Source organism: Streptomyces sp. NPDC111507 (genome assembly GCF_055638955.1).
This window is the reverse complement of the sequence record NZ_JBVKBU010000002.1, coordinates 318,616-338,694: the sequence shown is the minus strand read 5'-3', so window position 1 is coordinate 338,694 and position 20,079 is coordinate 318,616. Positions and strand designations below refer to the sequence as shown.

Below are 20,079 nucleotides of genomic sequence, written 5' to 3'. Positions count from 1 at the left end.
GCCGTGCTGCTCGAAGTGCGCGATCTGCACGTGGAGTTCCGCACCCGGGACGGAGTCGCCAAGGCCGTCAACGGGGTCGACTACGGCGTGGACGAGGGCGAGACGCTCGCCGTCCTCGGTGAGTCCGGTTCCGGCAAGTCCGTCACCGCGCAGGCCGTGATGGGCATCCTCGACATGCCGCCCGGCAGGATCACCGGCGGCGAGATCCTCTTCCAGGGCCGGGACCTGCTGAAGCTCAAGGAGGACGAGCGGCGCAAGGTCCGCGGCGCCGAGATGGCGATGATCTTCCAGGACGCGCTGTCCTCCCTCAACCCCGTGCTCAGCGTCGGCGACCAGCTCGGCGAGATGTTCACCGTGCACCGCGGGATGTCCCGCAAGGACGCCCGCGCCAAGGCGATCGAGCTGATGGACCGGGTGCGCATCCCGGCCGCCGCCGACCGGGTGCGCGACTATCCGCACCAGTTCTCCGGCGGTATGCGCCAGCGCATCATGATCGCCATGGCGCTGGCCCTGGAGCCCGCCCTGATCATCGCCGACGAGCCGACCACCGCCCTCGACGTCACCGTCCAGGCCCAGGTCATGGACCTGCTCGCCGAGCTGCAGCGCGAGCTCGACATGGGGCTCATCCTCATCACCCACGACCTCGGCGTCGTCGCGGACGTCGCCGACCGGATCGCCGTCATGTACGCGGGCCGGATCGTCGAGTCCGCGCCGGTCCACGACATCTACAAGGCCCCCGCCCACCCGTACACCAAGGGCCTCCTGGAGTCGATCCCGCGCCTCGACCAGAAGGGCCAGGAGCTCTACGCGATCAAGGGCCTGCCGCCCAACCTGATGCACATCCCGCCCGGCTGCGCCTTCAACCCGCGCTGTCCGATGGCCCAGGACATCTGCCGCACCGAGGTGCCGCCGCTGTTCGAGGTGGACCGTGAAGGGGTGGGCCGTGCGGAGGCGGACCCCGAAGCCGGGGCCCGCACCAGCGCGTGCTTCTTCTGGCGGGAGTGCCTCGATGGCTGAGGCGATTCTGGAGGTCAGCGGCCTGGTCAAGCACTACCCGCTGACGCGGGGGATTCTCTTCAAGAAGCAGATCGGCGCGGTCAGGGCCGTCGACGGAGTCGACTTCGAACTCGCCGCGGGCGAGACCCTCGGCATCGTAGGCGAGTCCGGCTGCGGCAAGTCGACGGTCGCCAGGATGCTGGTCAATCTGGAGAAACCGACGGACGGGACGATCAAGTACAAGGGCGAGGACATCACCAAACTGTCCGGCAGGGCGCTCAAGGCCGTACGCCGCAACATCCAGATGGTCTTCCAGGACCCGTACACCTCGCTCAACCCGCGCATGACCGTCGGCGACATCATCGGGGAGCCCTACGAGATCCACCCCGAGGTCGCGCCCAAGGGCGACCGCAGGAGACGGGTCCAGGACCTGCTGGACGTGGTCGGCCTCAACCCCGAGTACATCAACCGCTACCCGCACCAGTTCTCCGGCGGTCAGCGTCAACGCATCGGCATCGCGCGGGGGTTGGCGCTGCGCCCCGAGATCATCGTCGCCGACGAGCCCGTCTCGGCGCTCGACGTCTCGGTGCAGGCGCAGGTGATCAACCTGATGGAGCGGCTCCAGGACGAGTTCGACCTGAGCTACGTCTTCATCGCGCACGACCTCTCCATCGTGCGGCACATCTCCGACCGGGTCGGCGTGATGTACCTCGGACGGATCGTGGAGACCGGCAGGGATGCCGAGATCTACGACCACCCGACGCACCCGTACACCCAGGCCCTGCTCTCCGCCGTGCCCGTCCCCGACCCGGAGGCCCGCGAACGCCGGGAGCGGATCATCCTCGCCGGAGACGTGCCCTCCCCGGCGAACATCCCCTCCGGCTGCCGCTTCCGCACCCGCTGCTGGAAGGCCCAGGAGCGCTGCGCGCTGGAGGTGCCGCCGCTCGCGGTGCCCATGGAGTTCCGCCTCGTGGAGGGTCCGGCCGCGCACGACTCGGCCTGTCATTTCGCCGAGGAGAAGCGGGTCGTACCGCCGGAGGAACCGCCCGAGCGGGCGACATAACCCCGCAAATGCTGGCGAACTTCGTTAACACGCAGGCAACTTGGCCGAAGCGGCACCGATATACGGACGCGTCAAGGTAATCATCGTACGGCCGTGCGGGTGCCGTAGACGGGCCGGGGCGCGCCATGTCGCCCCGGCCCGTCGCATGTGTTCAGCCCGTCATGCCCAGTGATCGCTTCAGGAAGTCCACCTGGAGCAGGAGCAGGTTCTCCGCGACCTGTTCCTGCGGGGTCATGTGGGTGACGCCCGACAGGGGCAGCACCTCGTGCGGACGGCCCGCGGCCAGCAGCGCCGAGGAGAGCCGCAGGGCGTGCGCGACCACCACGTTGTCGTCCGCGAGGCCGTGCACGATCATCAGCGGCCGGTGGGGTTCGGCGGGCGCGGACAGTCCGTCGTCCGTGATCAGCGAGTTCTTCGCGTACGCCTCGGCGGCCGCCGCCGGATCACCGAGGTAGCGCTCCGTGTAGTGGGTGTCGTACAGCCGCCAGTCGGTGACCGGGGCGCCCGCGATGCCCGCGTGGAAGACGTCGGGGCGGCGCAGCACGGCGAGCCCCGCGAGCCAGCCGCCGAACGACCAGCCCCGGATCGCCACCCGGGACAGATCCAGCGGGAACCTCTCCGCGAGGCCGTGCAGCGCGTCGATCTGGTCGTCGAGGGCGAGCGTGAAGTCGTCGCGGACCGCCTTCTCCCAGGCGGGGGAGCGGCCGGGGGTGCCGCGGCCGTCGGCGACGACCACCGCGAAGCCCTGGTCGGCGAACCACTGCGAGGTGAGGTGCGCGTTGTGCGCGGCCAGCACCCGGGGGCCGTGCGGACCGCCGTAGGGGTCCATGAGGACGGGGAGGGGAGTGACACCGTCGTAGTCAGTAGGCATAAGCAGGGCGCATGAGATTTTCCGTGCGCCCCCCTCGGTGAGCGTCACGCGCGGGGACAGACCGGGACTTTCTGCATACGACGTGACAGTCGCCGTCCGCTTTCCGCCCCGCAGCACCTGCACCTCGGCTCCCGGCCGGTCCGGCACCGAGGAGACCAGCACGGTCACGCCCCCGCCGCGCACCGCCGCGTGCACGCCGGGTTCCTGGGAGAGACGCTCGACACCGAGCTCGTTGACGCGGTAGACATGCACCTCGCCCGTCTCCGGGGCGGTCGCCGCCTCGCCGGCCGACGCCGAGATCAGCATGTCGTCGTCCGAGACGTCCAGCACCGCGCGCACATGCAACTGCGGTCCCGTGAACGGGCGTTCGCCGAAGGCCAGGACCCGCGCCCCGCCCTCGTCGGCGATCCGTACGAGCTGTCCCGCGGGACTCCAGCACGGCACACCAGGGAAAAGATCCAGCCATTGTCGATCTTCGTCGGCGTGCACCATCCGGGTCGCCCCGGTGTCCGGGTCGACAGCCAGGAACAGCTGACTGCGCTGGTCCCGCGCCTGCACCAGAATCAGTGGCGCGCCCGCCGCTGACCAGTGCACATGCGCCAGATACGGGTAGTGCGCCCGGTTCCAGACCACCTCCGTGCGCACCCCGTCGAGGCCGACCACGAAGAGCCTTACGTCCGCGTTGTCCGTTCCGGCGGCCGGATAGCCGACCTGCTGCGGAGCGCGTTCCGGTTGTGCGGGATCGGAAATCCACCAGCGCCGCACAGGCGCGTCGTCGACCCGCGCGACCAGCAGCCGGTCCCCTTCCGGAGACCACCAGAAACCGCGCGAACGCCCCATCTCCTCGGCCGCGATGAACTCGGCCAATCCATAGGAAACCGTCCCCGGATCCGCATCGGACTCCGGCTCCACCAGCGCCCGGTCGCCGTCCCCCTCGGCGCCGACGACCCGCAGGGCGCCCCCGCGGACATACGCGACGAGCCGTCCGTCGGGTGAGGGGCGCGGGTCGATCACCGGTCCAGGGACCCGGAGTTCACGCGCCGTACCGGCTCGCAGCTCCGCCGTGAAAAGCCGCCCTGACAAGGCGAAAGAGGCCAGCTCGACCGCCGTGTCCGTGGCATACCCGACGATCCCCGCGCCCCCCTCGCGACTGCGCTCGCGGCGCGCCCGCTCCGCCGCCGACAGGCGCTCCGTGGCGCCGCCGAGCAGCGCCCGCGGGTCGGCCGCGACGCGCTCCTGCCCCTCCGCGACATCGAGGACCCACAGCTGATTCGCCCGGTCCGTACCGGAGGAGGACCTCAGAAACACCACCCGGGAACCGTCCGGGGAGACGCTGAACGCGCGGGGCGCGCCGAGGGTGAAGCGCTGCGTCCGGGCGTACCGGCGGGGGAAGGAAAGAGGCTCGGTCGTCATGCCTTGACCATATTGGCCATGCGCCCCCTTGTGCGGCCGTGCGCCGATCGATGCGCGCGTATGGATAGTTATGATCACTGGCGGTGTGTGGGTATGAACCTGCTGGCCGCTGTATGGATTTACCGACCCCCATGTCCGACCCCCCGTGTCCCTGGGATCTTTGGAGGTGAGCCGCCGTGGCACTCTCGATTTCGGCGGTGGTGCTGCTGGCGATCATCGTCGTCATCCTGGTCAGGAAGTCCGGGTTGAAGGCCGGCCATGCGGTCGTGTGTGTCCTGTTCGGCTTCTATCTCGCCTCTTCGACGATGGCCCCCACGATCAGCGACCTGACGACGAACGTCGCGGACATGATCGGCAGCTTCAAGTTCTGACGGGGGGCTTCGGCGCCGCGACCCGTGCCCGCCTCGGCGGTGGGCCGGGCGCCTCGTAGGGTGGGTTCCATGACGGATCTGCCCGACCGGCGTCTGCTCCTGGTACACGCGCACCCGGACGACGAGTCGATCAACAATGGCGCGACCATGGCCAGGTACACGGCCGAGGGCGCCCATGTGACGCTGGTGACCTGCACCCTCGGCGAGGAGGGCGAGGTCATCCCGCCCGAGCTGGCGCATCTCGCGCCCGACCGCGAGGGCGGGCTCGGCCCGCACCGGATCGGCGAGCTGGCCGCCGCCATGAAGGAGCTCGGGGTCACCGACCACCGCTTCCTCGGCGGTCCTGGGCGCTTCGGCGACTCCGGGATGATGGGCCTGGAGCAGAACCACCGCGCGGGCGCCTTCTGGTCCGCCGACGTCGACGAGGTCGCCGCGTACTTGGTCGAGGTGATCCGCGAGGTCCGCCCCCAGGTGCTCGTCACCTACGACCCCGACGGGGGCTACGGACACCCGGACCACATCCAGGCCCACCGCGTCGCCGTGCGCGCCGTCGAGCTGGCCGCGGACCCCGCCGTCCACCCCGGCCTCGGCGCGCCCTGGGAGATCACCAAGGTCTACTGGAACCGCGCCCCGCGCTCCGTCGTCGAGGAAGGCTTCCGACGGCTGCGCGAGGCCCTGCCCGGACTGCCCTTCGAGCACTCCGCCGCCGTGGCCGACGTACCCGGCGTGGTCGACGACACGGTGGTCACCACCGCGATCGACGGGACCGCGTACGCCGCCGCGAAGGCCGCCGCCATGCGGGCGCACGCCACCCAGATCGAGGTGGCCGAACCCTGGTTCGCGCTGTCGAACGCACTCGCACAACCGCTGTTCACCACCGAGTACTACGAGTTGGTGCGCGGGGAGCGCGCGGGACCCGGTCGTGAGACCGACCTCTTTGCGGGGATCGAGGGGATCGATCAGGGTTCCACGGGGATCGATCAGGGTTCCACAAAGACCGAAGAGACCGAGCAGGGAAAGGCGGACGCGTGATGAGCATGTCGGGACAGCGGGGGAGCGCGCTCGCCCAGCCGCTGCCGCGGCCCTCGGCCGGGCGGACCGTGGCCCACCTGGGCCTGTTCCTGCTCGGCGCGGTGGTCGGGGCCGCCGGAACACTGGTGCAAGCCGCCTGGTTCCCGGGTGGGTTGCTGCTCGCCCTGGCCGGCGCGGCCGGGCTCTTCCTGGGCGGATCGCGCGCGACCGGCTCCCGGGCCGGCGCCGTCGCGCCTGCCGCGGGCTGGATGATCGCGGTCATCCTGCTTACCTCCACCCGCCCGGAAGGGGACTTCTTCTTCGGCGCGGGATTCGGTTCCTATCTCTTCCTGCTCGGCGGGATGGCTGTGGCTGTGATGTGCGCCACGCTTGGTCTGGGGCGGCAACCGCATGACTCCGCCGTCCGACTTGGGAAGTGACGTACCACTTCGCGGTACCGGACAGGTGCGGGTCCCGTGCGAATTTCCTGGGCGGGCGAGGTTTGCGCGCCGAATGCGGCCAGTATGGTGGTGCGCGCCGCCGAGCTGCCCGAGATGAGGTCGAGTAAACGGGCGGCGGAGCCAACCGGGAGAACCTGCCTTGAGTCGTGAAACTGACAGTTCGTCCTCCGGGCCCAACGGGCGCGGTGGAGCCGCGTACCCGTCGGGGACGCCCCCCTACGGGACCCCCATGGCTTCCGAAAACGGTGCCGACGCGGGCCGTTCGGCCGGCGGCACCCCGCCGGAGGAGCGCAAGACCGAGACCACGCTGACGACACGGATCCGGATCAACATCCCCGGATCGCGGCCCATCCCGCCGGTCGTCGTGCGCACACCGGTCGGGGACGCCGAGTCGCCCGCCGAGTCCGCCGGTTCCGCGGGAGCCCCGGCGGAGGCGCAGCGTGCCGTGAGTGCGCCCGTGGCAGCGGCCACGGCCACCGAGACCTCGGCCGAAGCCGCCGCCGCGGGCGGTGCTCCGGCCAGAGAGAAGACCAGCGACTGGTTCGCGCCCCGCAAGTCCGGTGCGCCGGGCGGCGCCCCGGGTGGCGGGTCCACCAACGGGGCGGGTCTGCCCGGCGGTTCGGGACCCGCGGGTCCCGCGGCGCCGCAGGGCGCGGGTACGCCGGGCGGTAACGGCAACGGCGGTGCGCGTCCGGGCGCCCCCGGTGGCGCGAACGGTGCCCGGCCGGGCGGGGCGAACGCGCCCCGCCCCGGGAGCGGCGGTACGAACGGTGCCGGGCTGCCCGGTGCCACCGGCGCCGGACCCGTGGCCCCCGGTCACGGCGGCGGCACCGGTTCCTTCGACGTCTCCGCGGCGCTGGGCAACACGGCCTCGTTCCCGGCCATAGGAAGCGACGGCCCGGGCAGGCCCGGTGCCTCCGGAGGCCCGGGTGGCCCCGCGGGGCCCGGTGGCGAACCGCGCCGTGACGACCTCCCGTACTTCGCGGAGAACTTCTCGGAGAACGGCCGGGGCGGCCCCGCGGGCCCGACCGGCGGTCCGGTCACCGGTGACGGCCCGTTGGTGCCGCCGGCCGGCCCGGGCGTGGCTCCGGGCAGCCTGGCCGCGGGACCCGGTGGGCCGGGTGGCCCCGGTGGTCATGGCGTCCCCGGCGGGCACGGCGCGGCCGGCCTCGGCGCGGGATACCCCGGTGGCGGCCTCAGCGACGACACCGCGATCCTCACCCCGCAGAAGCCCGCGCCCGATCCGGGCGGCCAGGGCTACGGCGGCCCCGTGGACAACGTCTCCGGGCACACCCTGACCAGCGGCGTCCCCGTCGTGCCGGCCGCCCAGAACTCCCCGTTCGGGCCGGGCGCGCACACCGACGGACCGCTGCCGCACACCCCGCCGAAGGCGCCCGAGCCGGCCCCGAAGCCCGCCGCCTCCTCGAAGAAGCCGGCCAAGAAGGGCCGCAGCAAGCTGACGCTCCTGGTCGTCGGCGTGGTGTTCATCGCCGGTGGCGTCTACGGCGCGGGGCTGCTGATGAACCGCTCGGACGTCCCCAAGGGCACCACGGTGCTGGGCGTCGACATCGGCGGCGGCACCCGCGACGAGGCCGTCAAGAAGCTTGACGACGCCTTCGGGGCCCGTATGAACACGGCGCTCAAGCTGTCGGTGGACGGCACCACCGTCTCGCTGAAGCCGGACCAGGCCGGGCTCCAGTTCAACGCCCAGGACACGGTCCGCGCCGCCGCGGGCAGCGACTACAACCCGGTCTCCGTGATCGGCTCGCTGTTCGGTCAGCAGCGTGTCGTCGAGCCGGCGATGCCCGTCGACGCGGAGAAGCTGCAGGCCGCCCTGGAGCGCACCGCGAGCGGCTCCGGCTCGGCGAGCGACGGCACCATCAAGTTCCAGTCCGGCAAGGCCGTCGCCGTGTACGGCAAGGCGGGCAAGGGCATCGACGTGGCGGCCTCGACCAAGGCCGTCGAGGACGCCTACCGCGCCCAGGTCGAGACCGGCACCACCACCCCGGTGAAGGTCGCCACCACGACCCGTCAGCCGACCGTCTCGAACGCCGAGGTCGACCGGGAGATGAAGGAGTTCGCCCAGCCCGCGATGTCCGCCCGCGTCACCATTCAGACCGACGCGGCACACAGCATCCAGTTCGGCGCCCTGTCGCTGCCGAAGATCCTCGGCTTCAAGGCCGTCAACGGCAAGCTCGTGGAGACGTACGACCTCACGGCGCTCAAGGCGGCGTACGGCAAGACCTTCGACGGCGTGCAGATCCAGACCGCGGGCGGGAAGCGCGCTCTCACGCCGCAGGACGTCGTCACCGCACTGGGCAAGGCCCTGCGCGGCAAGACGACGGCGGAGCGCGTCGGAGTCATCGACACCAAAGCGAGCTGACCCCTGGTCGTCCGGATGAACGGAGCCCCTGCCCGCACCGGGCAGGGGCTCCGTTGTCGCAGGGCGAATGCGTGGCGGCCCGTCCTGGGAGGACGGGCCGCCACGGGCTTCACGAGGTCACGGACGCGTGATGCAGTACAGGGCGATGATGGGCATGCGCATACGCGCTCCACGCGCACCGAGCCTGCCACCGTGCCGAAGGGGTCGACCAGCACCAGGCAGGACATGACATCTGTCATCCGGCACTCAGGACCGCCGACACTGCCGGGCACCGGGCCCGCGCGGCCACGATGGTCCCCATGACGACAACAGCGGCGCCCGCCACCACCCCGGTGGTCGGGTTCGATCAGGTGAGCAAGAGCTACGGGAACGTACGGGCTGTCGACGGGCTGACGCTCGACCTGCACCCGGGCGAGACCGTCGCCCTGCTGGGTCCGAACGGCGCGGGCAAGTCGACCACGCTGGACCTGCTCCTCGGCCTCAAGCGCCCCGACACCGGCGCGGTCCGGGTGTTCGGCACAGGCCCCCGCGAGGCGATCGTCGGCGGCCGGGTGGGCGCCATGCTGCAGAGCGGCGGCCTGATGGACGAGGTGACGGTCGGCGAGCTGGTGAAGCTGGCCTGCGATCTGCACCCGAAGCCGTACAAGGTCACTGACGTGCTGGCCCGCGCGGGCATCTCGGGGATCGCCGACCGCAAGGTCAACAAGCTCTCCGGAGGCCAGGAACAGCGCGTCCGCTTCGCGCTCGCCACCGCCGGCGCCAACGACCTGATCGTCCTGGACGAGCCCACCACCGGCATGGACGTCTCCGCCCGCCAGGCCTTCTGGGCCACCATGCGCGAGCAGGCCGACCAGGGCAGGACCGTCCTGTTCGCCACGCACTACCTGGAGGAGGCCGACGCCATCGCGGACCGCGTCCTCGTACTGCACCGGGGCCGCCTGCTGGCCGACGGCACCGCCGCCGAGATCAAGGCGAAGGCCGGCGCCCGCCGCATCGCCTTCGACCTGGAAGGCCCCATAGACGAGGCCCCGCTGCGCACCCTGCCCTTCCTGACCTCGATCGACGTGTCAGGGCACACCGTCCGCATCCAGTCCTCCGACGCCGACGCGACCGTACACGCGCTGTACGGGCTCGGCCTCTACCCCCGCAATCTCGAAGTCGCCGGGCTCGGGCTCGAGCAGGCCTTCGTCGCCATCACGGCCGCCGAGGAGGCGAAGTCGCAGTGAACAGCCTCATCAAGCTCGAAATCACCCGCGCCCTGCGCAACAAGAAGTTCCTGTTCTTCTCGGTGGTCTACCCCTCGGCCCTGTTCCTGCTGATCGCGGGCAGCGCGGACAGCACCACCAAGGTGGACGGCACCGGGCTGACCCTGCCGACCTTCTTCATGGTCTCCATGGCCTCCTTCGGCGCCCTGACCGCGGTCCTGATGGGCAACAGCGAGCGCATCGCGAAGGAGCGCGAGAGCGGCTGGGTACGGCAGCTCAGGCTCACCACCCTGCCGGGCCGCGGCTATGTCCTGGCGAAGACCGCCAGCGCCGCCGTGATCAGCCTGCCGTCGATCGTGGTCGTCTTCGCGGTCGCCGCCGCCGTGAAGCACGTACGGCTGGACGCCTGGCAGTGGCTCGCGCTCACCGGCGCGATCTGGGCCGGCAGCCTCGTCTTCGCCGCGCTCGGCGTGGCCATCGGCTATCTCGCGAGCGGCGACGCGGTCCGCCCGATCACGATGATCCTGTACTTCGGGCTCTCGGTGCTCGGCGGCCTGTGGATGCCCACGACCACCTTCCCCGACTGGCTCCAGAAGATCGCGTCCTGGCTGCCCACGCACGCGTACGCTGCCCTCGGGCGGTCCATCGAACTGGGCGACGCCCCACACGCGAAGGACCTCGTCATCCTCGCCGTCTCCTTCCTCCTGTTCGCGGGCGGCGCGGCATGGCTGTACCGGAAGGACACGCTGAAGGCGTGAGCAGCGTCGGCATCGGGCAACGCCCGAAGAATCGCAGGCAGAAGATGGTCAAGGCCATCTGGACCGGCATCTGGCTCGTCTATCTGAGCGCGCCCGTCAGCGATCTGGTGCACGGCGGGCACAGCACCGCTGTCGTCGTGCTCGGCTGGTGCGGCCTGGTGGCCTTCGTCGGGTGGTACGGGGCCCTGGTCTTCCGTACCGGCAGCGGTGACACGACGCCCTTCGTGTTCGTCTCCCTCGTGGTCCTCGCGGCCGAGGCGGCCCTGCTCTCCTTCACGCTGGGGCGGGAGTGGCTCGTCCTGTTCGTGTACGTCTCGATCGCGTGCGGCGCGGTGCTTCCGCTGCGGTTGGCGCGCTGGGCCATCCCGGCCGTCTCCGCCGTGCTGACGGGGATCGCCCTGACCGTTTCGGGCGGCAAGGAGTATCTGGCGGGGCTGCTCATCCCGGCGTTCCTCGGCGGGTTCGCCATGACCGGCGTCCGCGAACTGATCCGCACGACGATCGCGCTGCGCGAGGCCCGTGCGACGGTCGCCCAACTGGCCGCGAACGAGGAGCGCCTGCGCCTGGCCCGCGATCTGCACGACCTGCTGGGCCACTCGCTCTCCCTGATCACCCTCAAGAGCGAGCTGGCCGGCCGGATGCTCCCCGACCACCCCGAGAAGGCGGCACAGCAGGTCGCCGACATCGAACAGGTCAGCCGGCAGGCCCTCGTCGACGTGCGCGAGGCGGTCTCCGGATACCGGCGCCCCCGGCTTTCCGGCGAACTCGCGGGCGCACAGGTCGCGTTGACGGCGGCGGGCGTCAGCGCGGACCTGCCCGCGGAACCGGACCTCACCGACGTCGCCGAGGAGAGCGAGTCCGCGCTCGCCTGGGCGCTGCGGGAGGCGATCACCAATGTCGTACGGCACAGCGGGGCCCGGCGCTGCACCGTCGAGCTCGTCCGCCGCCAGACACTGGACGGCCCGGTGCTCGAACTGAGCGTGGAGGACGACGGTTCGGGCGGCTCGGGCCATGGTCCGGGCAACGGTCTGACGGGCCTGACCGAGCGGCTGGAGAAGGCGGGCGGAGCCCTGGAGGCGAGCCGGGTGCGCCGCGGCTTCCGGCTGGTCGCACGGGTACCGGCGCAGGCCCCCTTCGAGGCCGCCGATCACCCCGTAGGATCCGGTGCATGAGCCGCACGATCAAGGTCCTGCTCGCCGAGGACCAGTCGATGGTCCGCGAGGCGCTGGCCGCGTTGCTGGGCCTGGAGCCCGACATCGAGGTGGTCGCCCAGGTGGCGCGCGGCGACGAGGTGCTGGCCGCGGCCCGCGCCCACGACGTGGACGTGGCGCTCCTCGACATCGAGATGCCGGGCAAGACGGGCATCGAGGCGGCGGCCGAAGTCCACAAGGAACTCCCCGGCATCAAACTGCTCATCCTCACGACCTTCGGCCGCCCCGGCTATCTGCGCAGCGCCATGGAGTCCGGCGCCGATGCCTTCCTCGTCAAGGACGCCCCGGCCGCCCAACTCGCGGCGGCGGTACGCAAGGTGCTCGCCGGCGAACGGGTCATCGACCCCACCCTCGCGGCCGCCGCCCTCGCCGAGGGCGCCAACCCCCTGACCGACCGCGAGCGCGAGATCCTCCGCGCGGCGGCCGACGGCTCCACCAACGCCGAACTGGCCACCGCCCTCCACCTCTCCCAGGGCACGGTCCGCAACTACCTCTCGACAGCCATCCAAAAACTGGCGGCCCGCAACAGAGCAGAGGCGGTCCGGATAGCAAGGGAAAAGGGCTGGTTGTAAGCGCCGTCGAGGTAGGCGCCCCTGAAAGGGGCGCGGGGAACTGCGCGACCAGCCACGACGAGCCCGCAGTCGCCCGAAGTCAGCTCCCTTCACGGCGCTTGGGCGAACTCAGTTCAACATCGCCCGAGCCGCCCGCGCCTGCCCCCGAACCTTCTCCGCCGAAGGCGGATCCACCGCGGCGACCACATCGGCGTAGGCATCCAACTCCGCAGCCCCACCCAGGAAATCCCCACGCTGCACCAGCAGCTGAGCCCGCTCGTACCGCAACCGCGCAGGATGCGACGGCAACAGCAGCGCCAACTCCACGGCCCACAGGCCGACATCCGACCGCTCCGGCCGTGCCGCCGCCCACGCCCGGACGTTGTTCAGGATCCGCACGACCACGTCGAGGGGAGGGGCGGGGACGAGCATCGAGGGATCGAGCGGCGCCCCGGTGGCGCCCTGCACGAGCAGCTCGGCATCGGAGCCGCTCAGCACCCGCCCCCCGTCGAAGGGATCGGCGAGCACCTGCTGCTCGGCCGGCCCGAAGCCCACCACGAAATGCCCGGGCAGGGCGACCCCGTACACCGGCGCGCCGGCCCGTCTGGCCACCTCCATCCACACCACGGAGAGCAGGATGGGCAGCCCGCGCCGCCGCCGAAGCACCGCGTGCAGCAGCGACGACTCCAGCCGTTGATAGTCCCCGGGCGAGCCCCGGAACCCGCAGCGCCCGCCGAGCAGTTCGGCGAGCGCGGTCGCCCAGGACAGCGCCCCACCGGGCCGGAACGGCAGCTGTCCGGCGAGCCGGTCGAGTTCGATCTGGGCCGCGTCCGTCCCCGCCTCGTCCAGCGTGCCGTCCGCCGCCGCCCCGATCAGCAGACACAGCGCCGCCAGGTCGGGCCGCTCGGACCGTGCCTCCTCGGCGAACCTCCGCCGCACCTCGGCGGCTCGCTCCGGCTCCGGGGGTTGGGGGGAAGGCATAGCGGTCTGGTACCCCTTCACGCCGGTCGAGGGCGGTCGTCGGCGGACGCCTCAGGCGCGCGGTAGTGGTGGTACGCGTGATGCGCGGCGAAGCCCATCCCGGCGTACAGCGCCCGCGCCCCCGCGTTGTCCGCCTCCACCTGGAGCCAGGCCGCCGAGGCGCCCTCGTCCAGGGCACGGCGGGCGAGCGCGGCCATGACGGCGGTGGCGAGGCCCCGACGGCGCTGGGCGGGGTCGACCTCGACGGCGGCGAAACCGGCCCACCGCCCGTCGACGACACACCGCCCGATCGCGGCCGGAGGCTCCCCCTCGGCGCCGGGCACCGTCGCGAACCACACCGAGGGCCCGCTGCCCAGGACGTGCAGCGCGACCTCGCTCAGCCCCTTGCGCTGGTAGCGGCCCAGCCAGGCCTCGTCGGCCGCGCGGGCGAGGAGGACCTCGGAGGCCTGTGCGACCTCGAGGTCGGCGAGCGGCGCGAGCGCGCCGATCCACAGCCCGGCACTCACCTCGCGCGCCCAGCCGCGCGCCTCCAGCTCCGCGCACAGCACCTCCTGCGTGCCCTCGGCCCCGGTGGCGGTCTGGACGTAGGCGGGCAGGTCACGGGCCGCGTACCAGTCGCGTACGTACGTCAGTGCCTCGTCGAGCGGCACGCCCGGGTCGCCGAGCGGCAGCACGGAATTCGCGCGCCGGGTGAACCCGGAGGCCGCCCGCAGCTCCCAGTCGCCGAGCCGCTCGCTCTCCACCGGCTGCCAGGCCCGCGCGGTGACCCGCGCCAGCTCCTCGTACGAGGCCGCGGGGCCCCGCCGACGCGCCGGGGCGGCCGGTACGACCTTGCCCGCGACCAGCGAGGATTCCGGAATCCGGACGATTTCGCCGTCGCGCCGTGTGATCAGCAGCACACTCTCGTCCCATGATGTGAGAACACCGACCGTGTCAGTGAATTTCTCACCGCCGGTGGCACCTTCGATATCTACGATCATCCGCCGAACAGAGACACGTTTGCCCACGTCAGCAGCGGTGATTCGGACCTCGAGACGTCCGGCCGCAGAGATTTCCACAGGTCAGTTCACCCCTCCTGTATGGATCACGCCCCGGAACGGAGATACTAGGTGCGGGCATCGACGACGCCGCGCTCCCGCGCGCCAGGCGGCGGAGCCTACGGAGGCCCGCCAGCGCCCTATCGAGGAGGAACGACAGCGTGACCTACGTCATCGCGCAGCCTTGTGTCGACGTCAAGGACAAGGCGTGCATCGAGGAGTGCCCGGTCGACTGCATCTACGAGGGCTCCCGGTCCTTGTACATCCACCCGGACGAATGCGTCGACTGTGGAGCCTGTGAGCCGGTGTGCCCGGTCGAGGCGATCTTCTACGAAGACGACACTCCCGAAGAGTGGAAGGACTACTACAAGGCGAACGTCGAGTTCTTCGACGAGCTCGGCTCGCCCGGCGGCGCCAGCAAGCTCGGTCTGATCGAGCGCGACCACCCCTTCATCGCAGCGCTGCCGCCGCAGAACCAGTAAGCGGCCGCATCTACGCGCCGCCTCGGTCCCGTACGGCCCGATCCCCTCGATCGCCGTGCGGGGCCGAGGCGTTTGCCGTAGCGGCCCGTACCGGCCACAGGCGCGCAGGCCGTGTGTGTACGGGTCGTACGAACGAGAAAGTGAGCCCGATCCCGTGTCCGCAGTCTCCGACCGGCTTCCCGTCTTCCCCTGGGACAAGCTGGAGCCCTTCAAGGCGACGGCCGCCGCTCATCCGGGTGGCATCGTCGACCTGTCCGTCGGCACCCCGGTCGACCCGGTGCCCGAGCTGATCCAGAAAGCTCTGGTCGCGGCCGCGGACTCGCCGGGCTATCCCACGGTGTGGGGCACGCCCGAACTGCGCGACGCGCTCACCGGCTGGGTCGAGCGGCGGCTCGGCGCACGCGACATCACCCACCAGCACGTGCTCCCGGTCGTCGGCTCCAAGGAACTCGTCGCCTGGCTCCCCACCCAGCTGGGCCTGGGCCCCGGCGACAAGGTGGCGTACCCGCGCCTCGCGTACCCGACGTACGAGGTCGGCGCGCGCCTGGCCCGCGCCGACCATGTGGTCTACGACGACCCCACGGAGCTGGACCCGACCGACCTGAAGCTCCTGTGGCTGAACTCCCCGTCGAACCCGACGGGCAGGGTCCTGTCCGCCCCGGAACTCGCCCGGATCGTCGCGTGGGCCCGCGAGCACGACATCCTCGTGTTCTCCGACGAGTGCTACCTCGAGCTGGGCTGGGAGGCCGACCCCATCTCGGTCCTGCACCCGGACGTCTGCGGCGGCTCCTACGAGGGGATCGTCTCGGTCCACTCGCTCTCGAAGCGCTCGAACCTGGCCGGCTACCGCGCCGCGTTCCTCGCCGGTGACCCCGCCGTCCTCGGCGACCTGCTCCAGATCCGCAAGCACGGCGGCATGATGACGTCCGCGCCGACCCAGGCCGCGGTGGTAGCCGCCCTCGCGGACGACGTCCACGTCCGCGAACAGCGCGAGCGCTACGCGGCCCGCCGCACCGCCCTGCGCGAGGCCCTGCTGCGTCACGGCTTCCGCATCGAGCACAGCGAGGCGAGCCTGTACCTGTGGGCCACCCGCGGCGAGTCCTGCTGGGACACCGTCGCCCATCTGGCCGAACTGGGCATCCTCGTCGCCCCGGGCGACTTCTACGGCGAGGCGGGCGAGAACTTCGTCCGCGTGGCCCTGACGGCGACGGACGAGCGGGTGGCGGCGGCGGTGCAACGCCTGGGCTGAGAGACGCCCCGGCGGGGAGCGCCCGGGCAGGGGCGCGGGGCCCTGGCCTTGTGCGGCTCCGCCGCGTGGGCGCGCCCAGCCCCCACCGGCCCGCACGCCAGGAACCGACGCACGCGAAGGGGGCCAGGGAAACTCCCTGGACCCCTTCGCCGTACAGCATCCGTACAAGATCCGTACGGCCCCGGCGGCTAGCCGAGCGGCAGCCCCTTCAGCGGCAGCTGCCCCGTCGGCAGACCACCCTTGGTCACCGCGTCCGTCGGAAGACCACCACCGGTGGTCTTCGCGGTGTCACCGAGCAGACCCCCGGCCTGCCCCGCCGCGTCCCCGGCCACCTTCTGCGCGGCCGGCGTCGCCGTCCTGGCGACACTGCCACCCGTCTTGCCCGCGGCCGGGACAGCCTTCTTGAGGGCGTTGCCGCCGGTCGTGCCCGCGAGCCCGGTGACGTTCTGCGTCGCACCGTCGACCGTGTTGCCGACGTGCGCGCCGTCCAGAGCGGTCAGGCCGCCGAGGTTGGGGGTGGCCGGGAGTTCGGCCGCCGCGCTGGCGGAGCCGGCCGCACCGACCACGGGCGCCGCTCCCGCTGCGATGAGCAGCGCGGCACGGGCGATCCGGCGGGTCAGGGGGAGGGACATGATGCTCCTTAGACGGAAGAGAACGGTGAAGTGTCCACCCGTGCCCGGGAGTTGACCGTCCGGCCGCCGACCGGCTGTCGGGCGACCCGTTGATCGTTCCGGGCTCGGACGCAGTGACTACCGCTCGAGACCCGCGAAGGTTGCGGTGGCCCGACGTAAAGAGTTGGCAATGCGTCGCATTATCGTTTGTGGATAAAAACGGGCAAAGGGTATCCGGTCGGAAAGTCTGCCGAATCCTTACGGCCCTTTGTTTTCAAGGGGTCCGGCGGAATCCGGGGTGAGGACGCGAAAACCTGCTCGCAGCGGCAACGCGCCACGCCGCGCGTCCCCCGTACAGGTGAGGCCTCGTACTACTGCGCGGTGACGATGCGGACCTCGTCGGCGGACTGCGTCGTCGTCGAACCGCCCTTGGCGACCGGCGCGCGCCACTCGCCGTTCCTTTCCCCGGCCGTCCACTCCCGCCCCGCGTAGGAGACCCGTTGGATGTGCAGCGTCGAGGAGTTGGCCACCGCCCAGTGCGCCAGCTCCCAGCCACGCTGGCGGACGGTGGAGTCGCTGGTGGGGTCCTTGCGCACGGGCACGGTCACGGTCCGGCCGGAGACGCTCGGTGAGGGAGCGAGCGTCGGTGAGGCCGTCGAGGAGGCGGGGGAGCCCGCGGTGCTCACATCGGCTCCCGCCTCCTGCAGCACCTCGCGCCCGAAGTCCCGCACGAGCGCGGCGCGCACCGAGTCCGGGCCGCCGACCGGGGTCGCCCCCGGGCGGCCCTCGCAGGTCAGCGTGGCCGCCGCGCGGCCGGTCAGGGCCGCGGCCAGCAGCGTCGCGTCCGGCTCGTGCTTCGCGTACGCCTGCGGATAGCCGCTGCGCTGCACGCGCTGCGCGGCGACGGTGAGCGGCAGCCGCGTGTAGCCCGGCACCTTGGCCAGGTGTTCGTAGAACATGCCGGCCGCGTACGTCGGGTCCATGATCTGTTTCGTCGTCCCCCAGCCCTGCGAGGGGCGCTGCTGGAACAGACCGAGCGAGTCCCGGTCGCCGTGCTGGATGTTGCGCAGCCCCGACTCCTGGAGCGCGGTCGCGAGCGCGATGGCCACGGCGCGCTCCGGCAGCCCGCGGGTGGTGCCGACCGCAGAGATCGTCGCCGCGTTCACCGCCTGCTCCGGGGTGAACTCGTACGACGCGCCGTCGCTCTTGCCCGAGACGACTCTGCAGCGCGGCGCACCCGTCCCTCCTGTGAGGTACTGCACCGCGAGGTAACCCGCGAGCGCGAGCATGACTACGACGGCCGCTCCGAAACGGAAGAGGCGGCCGCGCCGGACAGGGGTGGGGGACGGCTCTGGCACGCGTACAAGGTACTGGAGGCGACTGTTGGCGGCGTATGAGGTTGTGGACAACCCGTGTGCGGCAGAGCGCCGAGCAGGGGGCGCTAGGGTCGAGGGCATGGCCGACACCACCCTTGACCTCACGTTGGACGCCGCCGAGCTCACCGCGCGGCTCGTCGACTTCCCCTCGGAGAGCGGCAACGAGAAGCCGCTCGCGGACGCCGTCGAGGCCGCGCTGCGCGCCCTGCCGCATCTGACGGTCGACCGGTACGGCAACAACGTCGTGGCGCGTACGAACCTGGGGCGGGCCGAGCGCGTGATCCTCGCCGGCCACATCGACACGGTCCCCATCGCCGGCAACGTGCCCTCGCGCCTCGACGAGGACGGCGTCCTGTGGGGCTGCGGCACCTGCGACATGAAGTCCGGCGTCGCCGTGCAGCTGCGCATCGCGGCCACGGTCCCGGCACCCAACCGCGACCTCACCTTCGTGTTCTACGACAACGAAGAGGTCGCCGCCCACCTGAACGGCCTGAAGCACGTCGCCGAGGCCCACCCCGACTGGCTGGCGGGCGACTTCGCGATCCTCCTGGAGCCGACGGACGGCCAGGTGGAGGGCGGCTGCCAGGGCACGCTCCGGGTGCTCCTGAAGACCAAGGGGGAGCGTGCCCACTCCGCGCGCGCGTGGATGGGCTCCAACGCGATCCACGCGGCGGCGCCGATCCTCGCCAGGCTCGCCGCCTACGAGCCGCGCACGCCGGTCGTGGACGGCCTCCGGTTCCACGAAGGCCTCAACGCCGTCCGCATCGAAGGGGGCGTGGCCACCAACGTCATCCCCGACGCCTGCACCGTCGTCGTCAACTTCCGCTACGCGCCCGACCGGAGCGAGGCGGAGGCCGAGGCCTTCGTCCGTGACTTCTTCGCCGACTGCGACATCGACGAGTTCATCGTCGACGACCACACCGGCGGAGCCCGGCCCGGTCTGACCCACCCGGCCGCCGCGGCCTTCCTGGGGGCCGTCGGCGGCGAGGCCCGCCCCAAGTTCGGCTGGACGGACGTCGCCCGCTTCAGCGCGCTCGGGGTGCCCGCGGTGAACTACGGGCCCGGCGCGCCGCTCCTCGCCCACAAGGTGGACGAGCGGGTGCGGGCGTCGGAGATCCCCGAGGCCGAGGAGCGCCTGCGCGCCTGGCTGACGTCCTGAGGACCCGCCCGAACCTTCGTGGTGCACGGCGGACATGCGCATGTCCCCCCTCCGTAACCCGCGTAGATCTACGCTGGGCCTGAACCACTTGCAAGCGGAGGGAGCGCACATGGCTACTGGCAACCCCGAGGGCAAGAAGCAGCCACCGGAGGAGCAGCGGCTGGGGCCGGTACTGCGCAGGCGGGGCCAGGTGCAGGCGAGTACCACGGACCAGCGGCTGCTCGACGCGGGCGGCCCCTCCGACTGGGTGCACACCGACCCCTGGCGAGTCCTGCGCATCCAGTCGGAGTTCATCGAAGGCTTCGGCACGCTCGCCGAACTCCCGCCCGCGATCAGCGTCTTCGGCTCCGCCCGTACGCCGGTGGACTCGCCCGAGTACGAGGCGGGAGTCGCGCTCGGCCGAGGCCTGGTCGAAGCCGGCTTCGCCGTCATCACGGGCGGCGGGCCCGGCGCGATGGAAGCCGCCAACAAGGGCGCCTGCGAGGCGAAGGGCATCTCGGTCGGCCTGGGTATCGAGCTCCCCTTCGAACAGGGCCTCAACCCCTACGTCGACATCGGCCTCAACTTCCGGTACTTCTTCGTCCGCAAGATGATGTTCGTCAAGTACGCCCAGGGCTTCGTGGTCCTGCCCGGCGGCCTCGGCACCCTCGACGAACTCTTCGAGGCCCTCACCCTCGTCCAGACCCAGAAGGTCACCCGCTTCCCGATCGTCCTGTTCGGCACGGCGTACTGGGGCGGTCTCGTCGACTGGCTCAAGAACACCCTGATCGCCCAGGGCAAGGCCTCCGAAAAGGACCTCCTCCTGTTCCACCTCACGGACGAGGTGGAGGAGGCGGTCGCCCTGGTCTCGAAGGAGGCGGGCCGGTAGCGGAGCGTCTCCGCAAGGGGCG

General features: G+C 71.6%; 19 protein-coding genes. 14 read left to right on the top strand and 5 right to left on the bottom strand.

Annotation, left to right across the window (positions count from 1 at the left end):
• The first annotated feature begins 3 nt into the window (after positions 1-3).
• Both ACZ7M2_RS09030 and ACZ7M2_RS09025 read left to right on the top strand, forming a co-directional pair.
• On the top strand, positions 4-1,017 hold the full coding sequence (locus ACZ7M2_RS09030) for an ABC transporter ATP-binding protein (protein ID WP_471594719.1): 1,014 nt from the start codon (positions 4-6) through the stop codon (positions 1,015-1,017).
• Positions 1,010-2,059, top strand: a complete 1,050-nt coding sequence (locus ACZ7M2_RS09025; RefSeq protein WP_403696959.1) for an ABC transporter ATP-binding protein — start codon at positions 1,010-1,012, stop codon at positions 2,057-2,059. Before ACZ7M2_RS09030 ends, ACZ7M2_RS09025 begins: the two co-directional genes overlap by 8 nt.
• A 151-nt stretch (positions 2,060-2,210) precedes the next feature.
• Here the strand turns inward: ACZ7M2_RS09025 and ACZ7M2_RS09020 are convergent, their stop codons facing one another.
• Positions 2,211-4,343, bottom strand: coding sequence for a prolyl oligopeptidase family serine peptidase (locus ACZ7M2_RS09020; RefSeq protein WP_471594718.1), 2,133 nt, complete (start codon positions 4,341-4,343; stop codon positions 2,211-2,213).
• 176 nt (positions 4,344-4,519) lie between these two features.
• Between ACZ7M2_RS09020 and ACZ7M2_RS09015 the strand changes: the two genes are divergently transcribed.
• From ACZ7M2_RS09015 to ACZ7M2_RS08980, 8 genes are all read left to right on the top strand, one after another.
• Entirely contained in the window at positions 4,520-4,714 is a 195-nt protein-coding gene (locus ACZ7M2_RS09015) for a hypothetical protein (RefSeq protein WP_054228237.1), read from the top strand.
• Between the two features lie 69 nt (positions 4,715-4,783).
• Positions 4,784-5,746 (top strand): N-acetyl-1-D-myo-inositol-2-amino-2-deoxy-alpha-D-glucopyranoside deacetylase, encoded by a 963-nt coding sequence (mshB, locus tag ACZ7M2_RS09010; protein ID WP_471594717.1) that lies wholly within the window; start codon positions 4,784-4,786, stop codon positions 5,744-5,746.
• On the top strand, positions 5,746-6,165 hold the full coding sequence (locus ACZ7M2_RS09005) for a DUF6113 family protein (protein ID WP_352045881.1): 420 nt from the start codon (positions 5,746-5,748) through the stop codon (positions 6,163-6,165). Before mshB ends, ACZ7M2_RS09005 begins: the two co-directional genes overlap by 1 nt.
• Before the next feature lie 160 nt (positions 6,166-6,325).
• Complete coding sequence (locus tag ACZ7M2_RS09000) at positions 6,326-8,569, top strand: peptidoglycan binding domain-containing protein (RefSeq protein ID WP_471594716.1); 2,244 nt, start codon at positions 6,326-6,328, stop codon at positions 8,567-8,569.
• A 299-nt stretch (positions 8,570-8,868) separates the two neighbouring features.
• A complete protein-coding gene (locus ACZ7M2_RS08995; protein WP_471594715.1) occupies positions 8,869-9,795 on the top strand; it encodes an ABC transporter ATP-binding protein in 927 nt (308 codons plus the stop codon).
• Positions 9,792-10,532 (top strand): ABC transporter permease, encoded by a 741-nt coding sequence (locus ACZ7M2_RS08990; protein ID WP_212726985.1) that lies wholly within the window; start codon positions 9,792-9,794, stop codon positions 10,530-10,532. The genes ACZ7M2_RS08995 and ACZ7M2_RS08990 overlap by 4 nt, the downstream gene beginning before the upstream one ends.
• Positions 10,529-11,704 carry a sensor histidine kinase gene (locus tag ACZ7M2_RS08985; protein WP_471594714.1) on the top strand — a complete coding sequence of 392 codons (1,176 nt, stop codon included), beginning with the start codon at positions 10,529-10,531 and terminating at the stop codon, positions 11,702-11,704. Before ACZ7M2_RS08990 ends, ACZ7M2_RS08985 begins: the two co-directional genes overlap by 4 nt.
• The gene (locus ACZ7M2_RS08980) at positions 11,701-12,315 is read left to right on the top strand and encodes a response regulator transcription factor (RefSeq protein WP_168510936.1); all 615 of its coding nucleotides are present in this window, start codon (positions 11,701-11,703) and stop codon (positions 12,313-12,315) included. Before ACZ7M2_RS08985 ends, ACZ7M2_RS08980 begins: the two co-directional genes overlap by 4 nt.
• A 108-nt stretch (positions 12,316-12,423) precedes the next feature.
• Here ACZ7M2_RS08980 and ACZ7M2_RS08975 read toward each other — a convergent pair whose 3' ends face one another.
• Together ACZ7M2_RS08975 and ACZ7M2_RS08970 are read right to left on the bottom strand one after the other, a co-directional pair.
• Positions 12,424-13,275, bottom strand: coding sequence for a transglutaminase family protein (locus ACZ7M2_RS08975; RefSeq protein ID WP_471594713.1), 852 nt, complete (start codon positions 13,273-13,275; stop codon positions 12,424-12,426).
• A 17-nt stretch (positions 13,276-13,292) separates the two neighbouring features.
• Positions 13,293-14,333 (bottom strand): GNAT family N-acetyltransferase, encoded by a 1,041-nt coding sequence (locus ACZ7M2_RS08970; RefSeq protein ID WP_471594712.1) that lies wholly within the window; start codon positions 14,331-14,333, stop codon positions 13,293-13,295.
• A 140-nt stretch (positions 14,334-14,473) separates the two neighbouring features.
• On the opposite strand from ACZ7M2_RS08970, the gene fdxA reads away from it, so the two are divergent.
• Both fdxA and ACZ7M2_RS08960 read left to right on the top strand, forming a co-directional pair.
• The gene (fdxA, locus tag ACZ7M2_RS08965) at positions 14,474-14,794 is read left to right on the top strand and encodes a ferredoxin (protein ID WP_018089397.1); all 321 of its coding nucleotides are present in this window, start codon (positions 14,474-14,476) and stop codon (positions 14,792-14,794) included.
• Positions 14,795-14,948: 154 nt separating this feature from the next.
• Positions 14,949-16,043, top strand: a complete 1,095-nt coding sequence (locus tag ACZ7M2_RS08960) for a bifunctional succinyldiaminopimelate transaminase/glutamate-prephenate aminotransferase (RefSeq protein ID WP_471594711.1) — start codon at positions 14,949-14,951, stop codon at positions 16,041-16,043.
• Positions 16,044-16,231: 188 nt separating this feature from the next.
• On the opposite strand, the gene ACZ7M2_RS08955 is transcribed toward ACZ7M2_RS08960, so the two are convergent.
• Entirely contained in the window at positions 16,232-16,675 is a 444-nt protein-coding gene (locus tag ACZ7M2_RS08955) for an ATP-binding protein (protein ID WP_471594710.1), read from the bottom strand.
• A 350-nt stretch (positions 16,676-17,025) separates the two neighbouring features.
• Positions 17,026-18,012, bottom strand: a complete 987-nt coding sequence (locus tag ACZ7M2_RS08950) for a VldE C-terminal domain-containing protein (protein WP_471594709.1) — start codon at positions 18,010-18,012, stop codon at positions 17,026-17,028.
• A gap of 97 nt (positions 18,013-18,109) precedes the next feature.
• On the opposite strand from ACZ7M2_RS08950, the gene dapE reads away from it, so the two are divergent.
• Positions 18,110-19,189 carry a succinyl-diaminopimelate desuccinylase gene (dapE, locus tag ACZ7M2_RS08945; protein ID WP_471594708.1) on the top strand — a complete coding sequence of 360 codons (1,080 nt, stop codon included), beginning with the start codon at positions 18,110-18,112 and terminating at the stop codon, positions 19,187-19,189.
• Between the two features lie 109 nt (positions 19,190-19,298).
• Positions 19,299-20,057: an LOG family protein gene (locus ACZ7M2_RS08940; RefSeq protein ID WP_054228224.1), complete on the top strand. Its 759-nt coding sequence runs from the start codon at positions 19,299-19,301 to the stop codon at positions 20,055-20,057.
• Positions 20,058-20,079: the final 22 nt, after the last annotated feature.

What these genes read in the sequence shown, in the direction of transcription:
- ACZ7M2_RS09025 (WP_403696959.1), top strand. Translation starts at nt 1,010, where the DNA reads ATGGCTGAGGCGATTCTGGAGGTCAGCGGCCTGGTCAAGCACTACCCG.
- ACZ7M2_RS09020 (WP_471594718.1), bottom strand. Translation starts at nt 4,343, where the DNA reads ATGACGACCGAGCCTCTTTCCTTCCCCCGCCGGTACGCCCGGACGCAG.
- mshB (WP_471594717.1), top strand. Translation starts at nt 4,784, where the DNA reads ATGACGGATCTGCCCGACCGGCGTCTGCTCCTGGTACACGCGCACCCG.
- ACZ7M2_RS09005 (WP_352045881.1), top strand. Translation starts at nt 5,746, where the DNA reads ATGAGCATGTCGGGACAGCGGGGGAGCGCGCTCGCCCAGCCGCTGCCG.
- ACZ7M2_RS08995 (WP_471594715.1), top strand. Translation starts at nt 8,869, where the DNA reads ATGACGACAACAGCGGCGCCCGCCACCACCCCGGTGGTCGGGTTCGAT.
- ACZ7M2_RS08980 (WP_168510936.1), top strand. Translation starts at nt 11,701, where the DNA reads ATGAGCCGCACGATCAAGGTCCTGCTCGCCGAGGACCAGTCGATGGTC.
- ACZ7M2_RS08975 (WP_471594713.1), bottom strand. Translation starts at nt 13,275, where the DNA reads ATGCCTTCCCCCCAACCCCCGGAGCCGGAGCGAGCCGCCGAGGTGCGG.
- ACZ7M2_RS08955 (WP_471594710.1), bottom strand. Translation starts at nt 16,675, where the DNA reads ATGTCCCTCCCCCTGACCCGCCGGATCGCCCGTGCCGCGCTGCTCATC.
- dapE (WP_471594708.1), top strand. Translation starts at nt 18,110, where the DNA reads ATGGCCGACACCACCCTTGACCTCACGTTGGACGCCGCCGAGCTCACC.
- ACZ7M2_RS08940 (WP_054228224.1), top strand. Translation starts at nt 19,299, where the DNA reads ATGGCTACTGGCAACCCCGAGGGCAAGAAGCAGCCACCGGAGGAGCAG.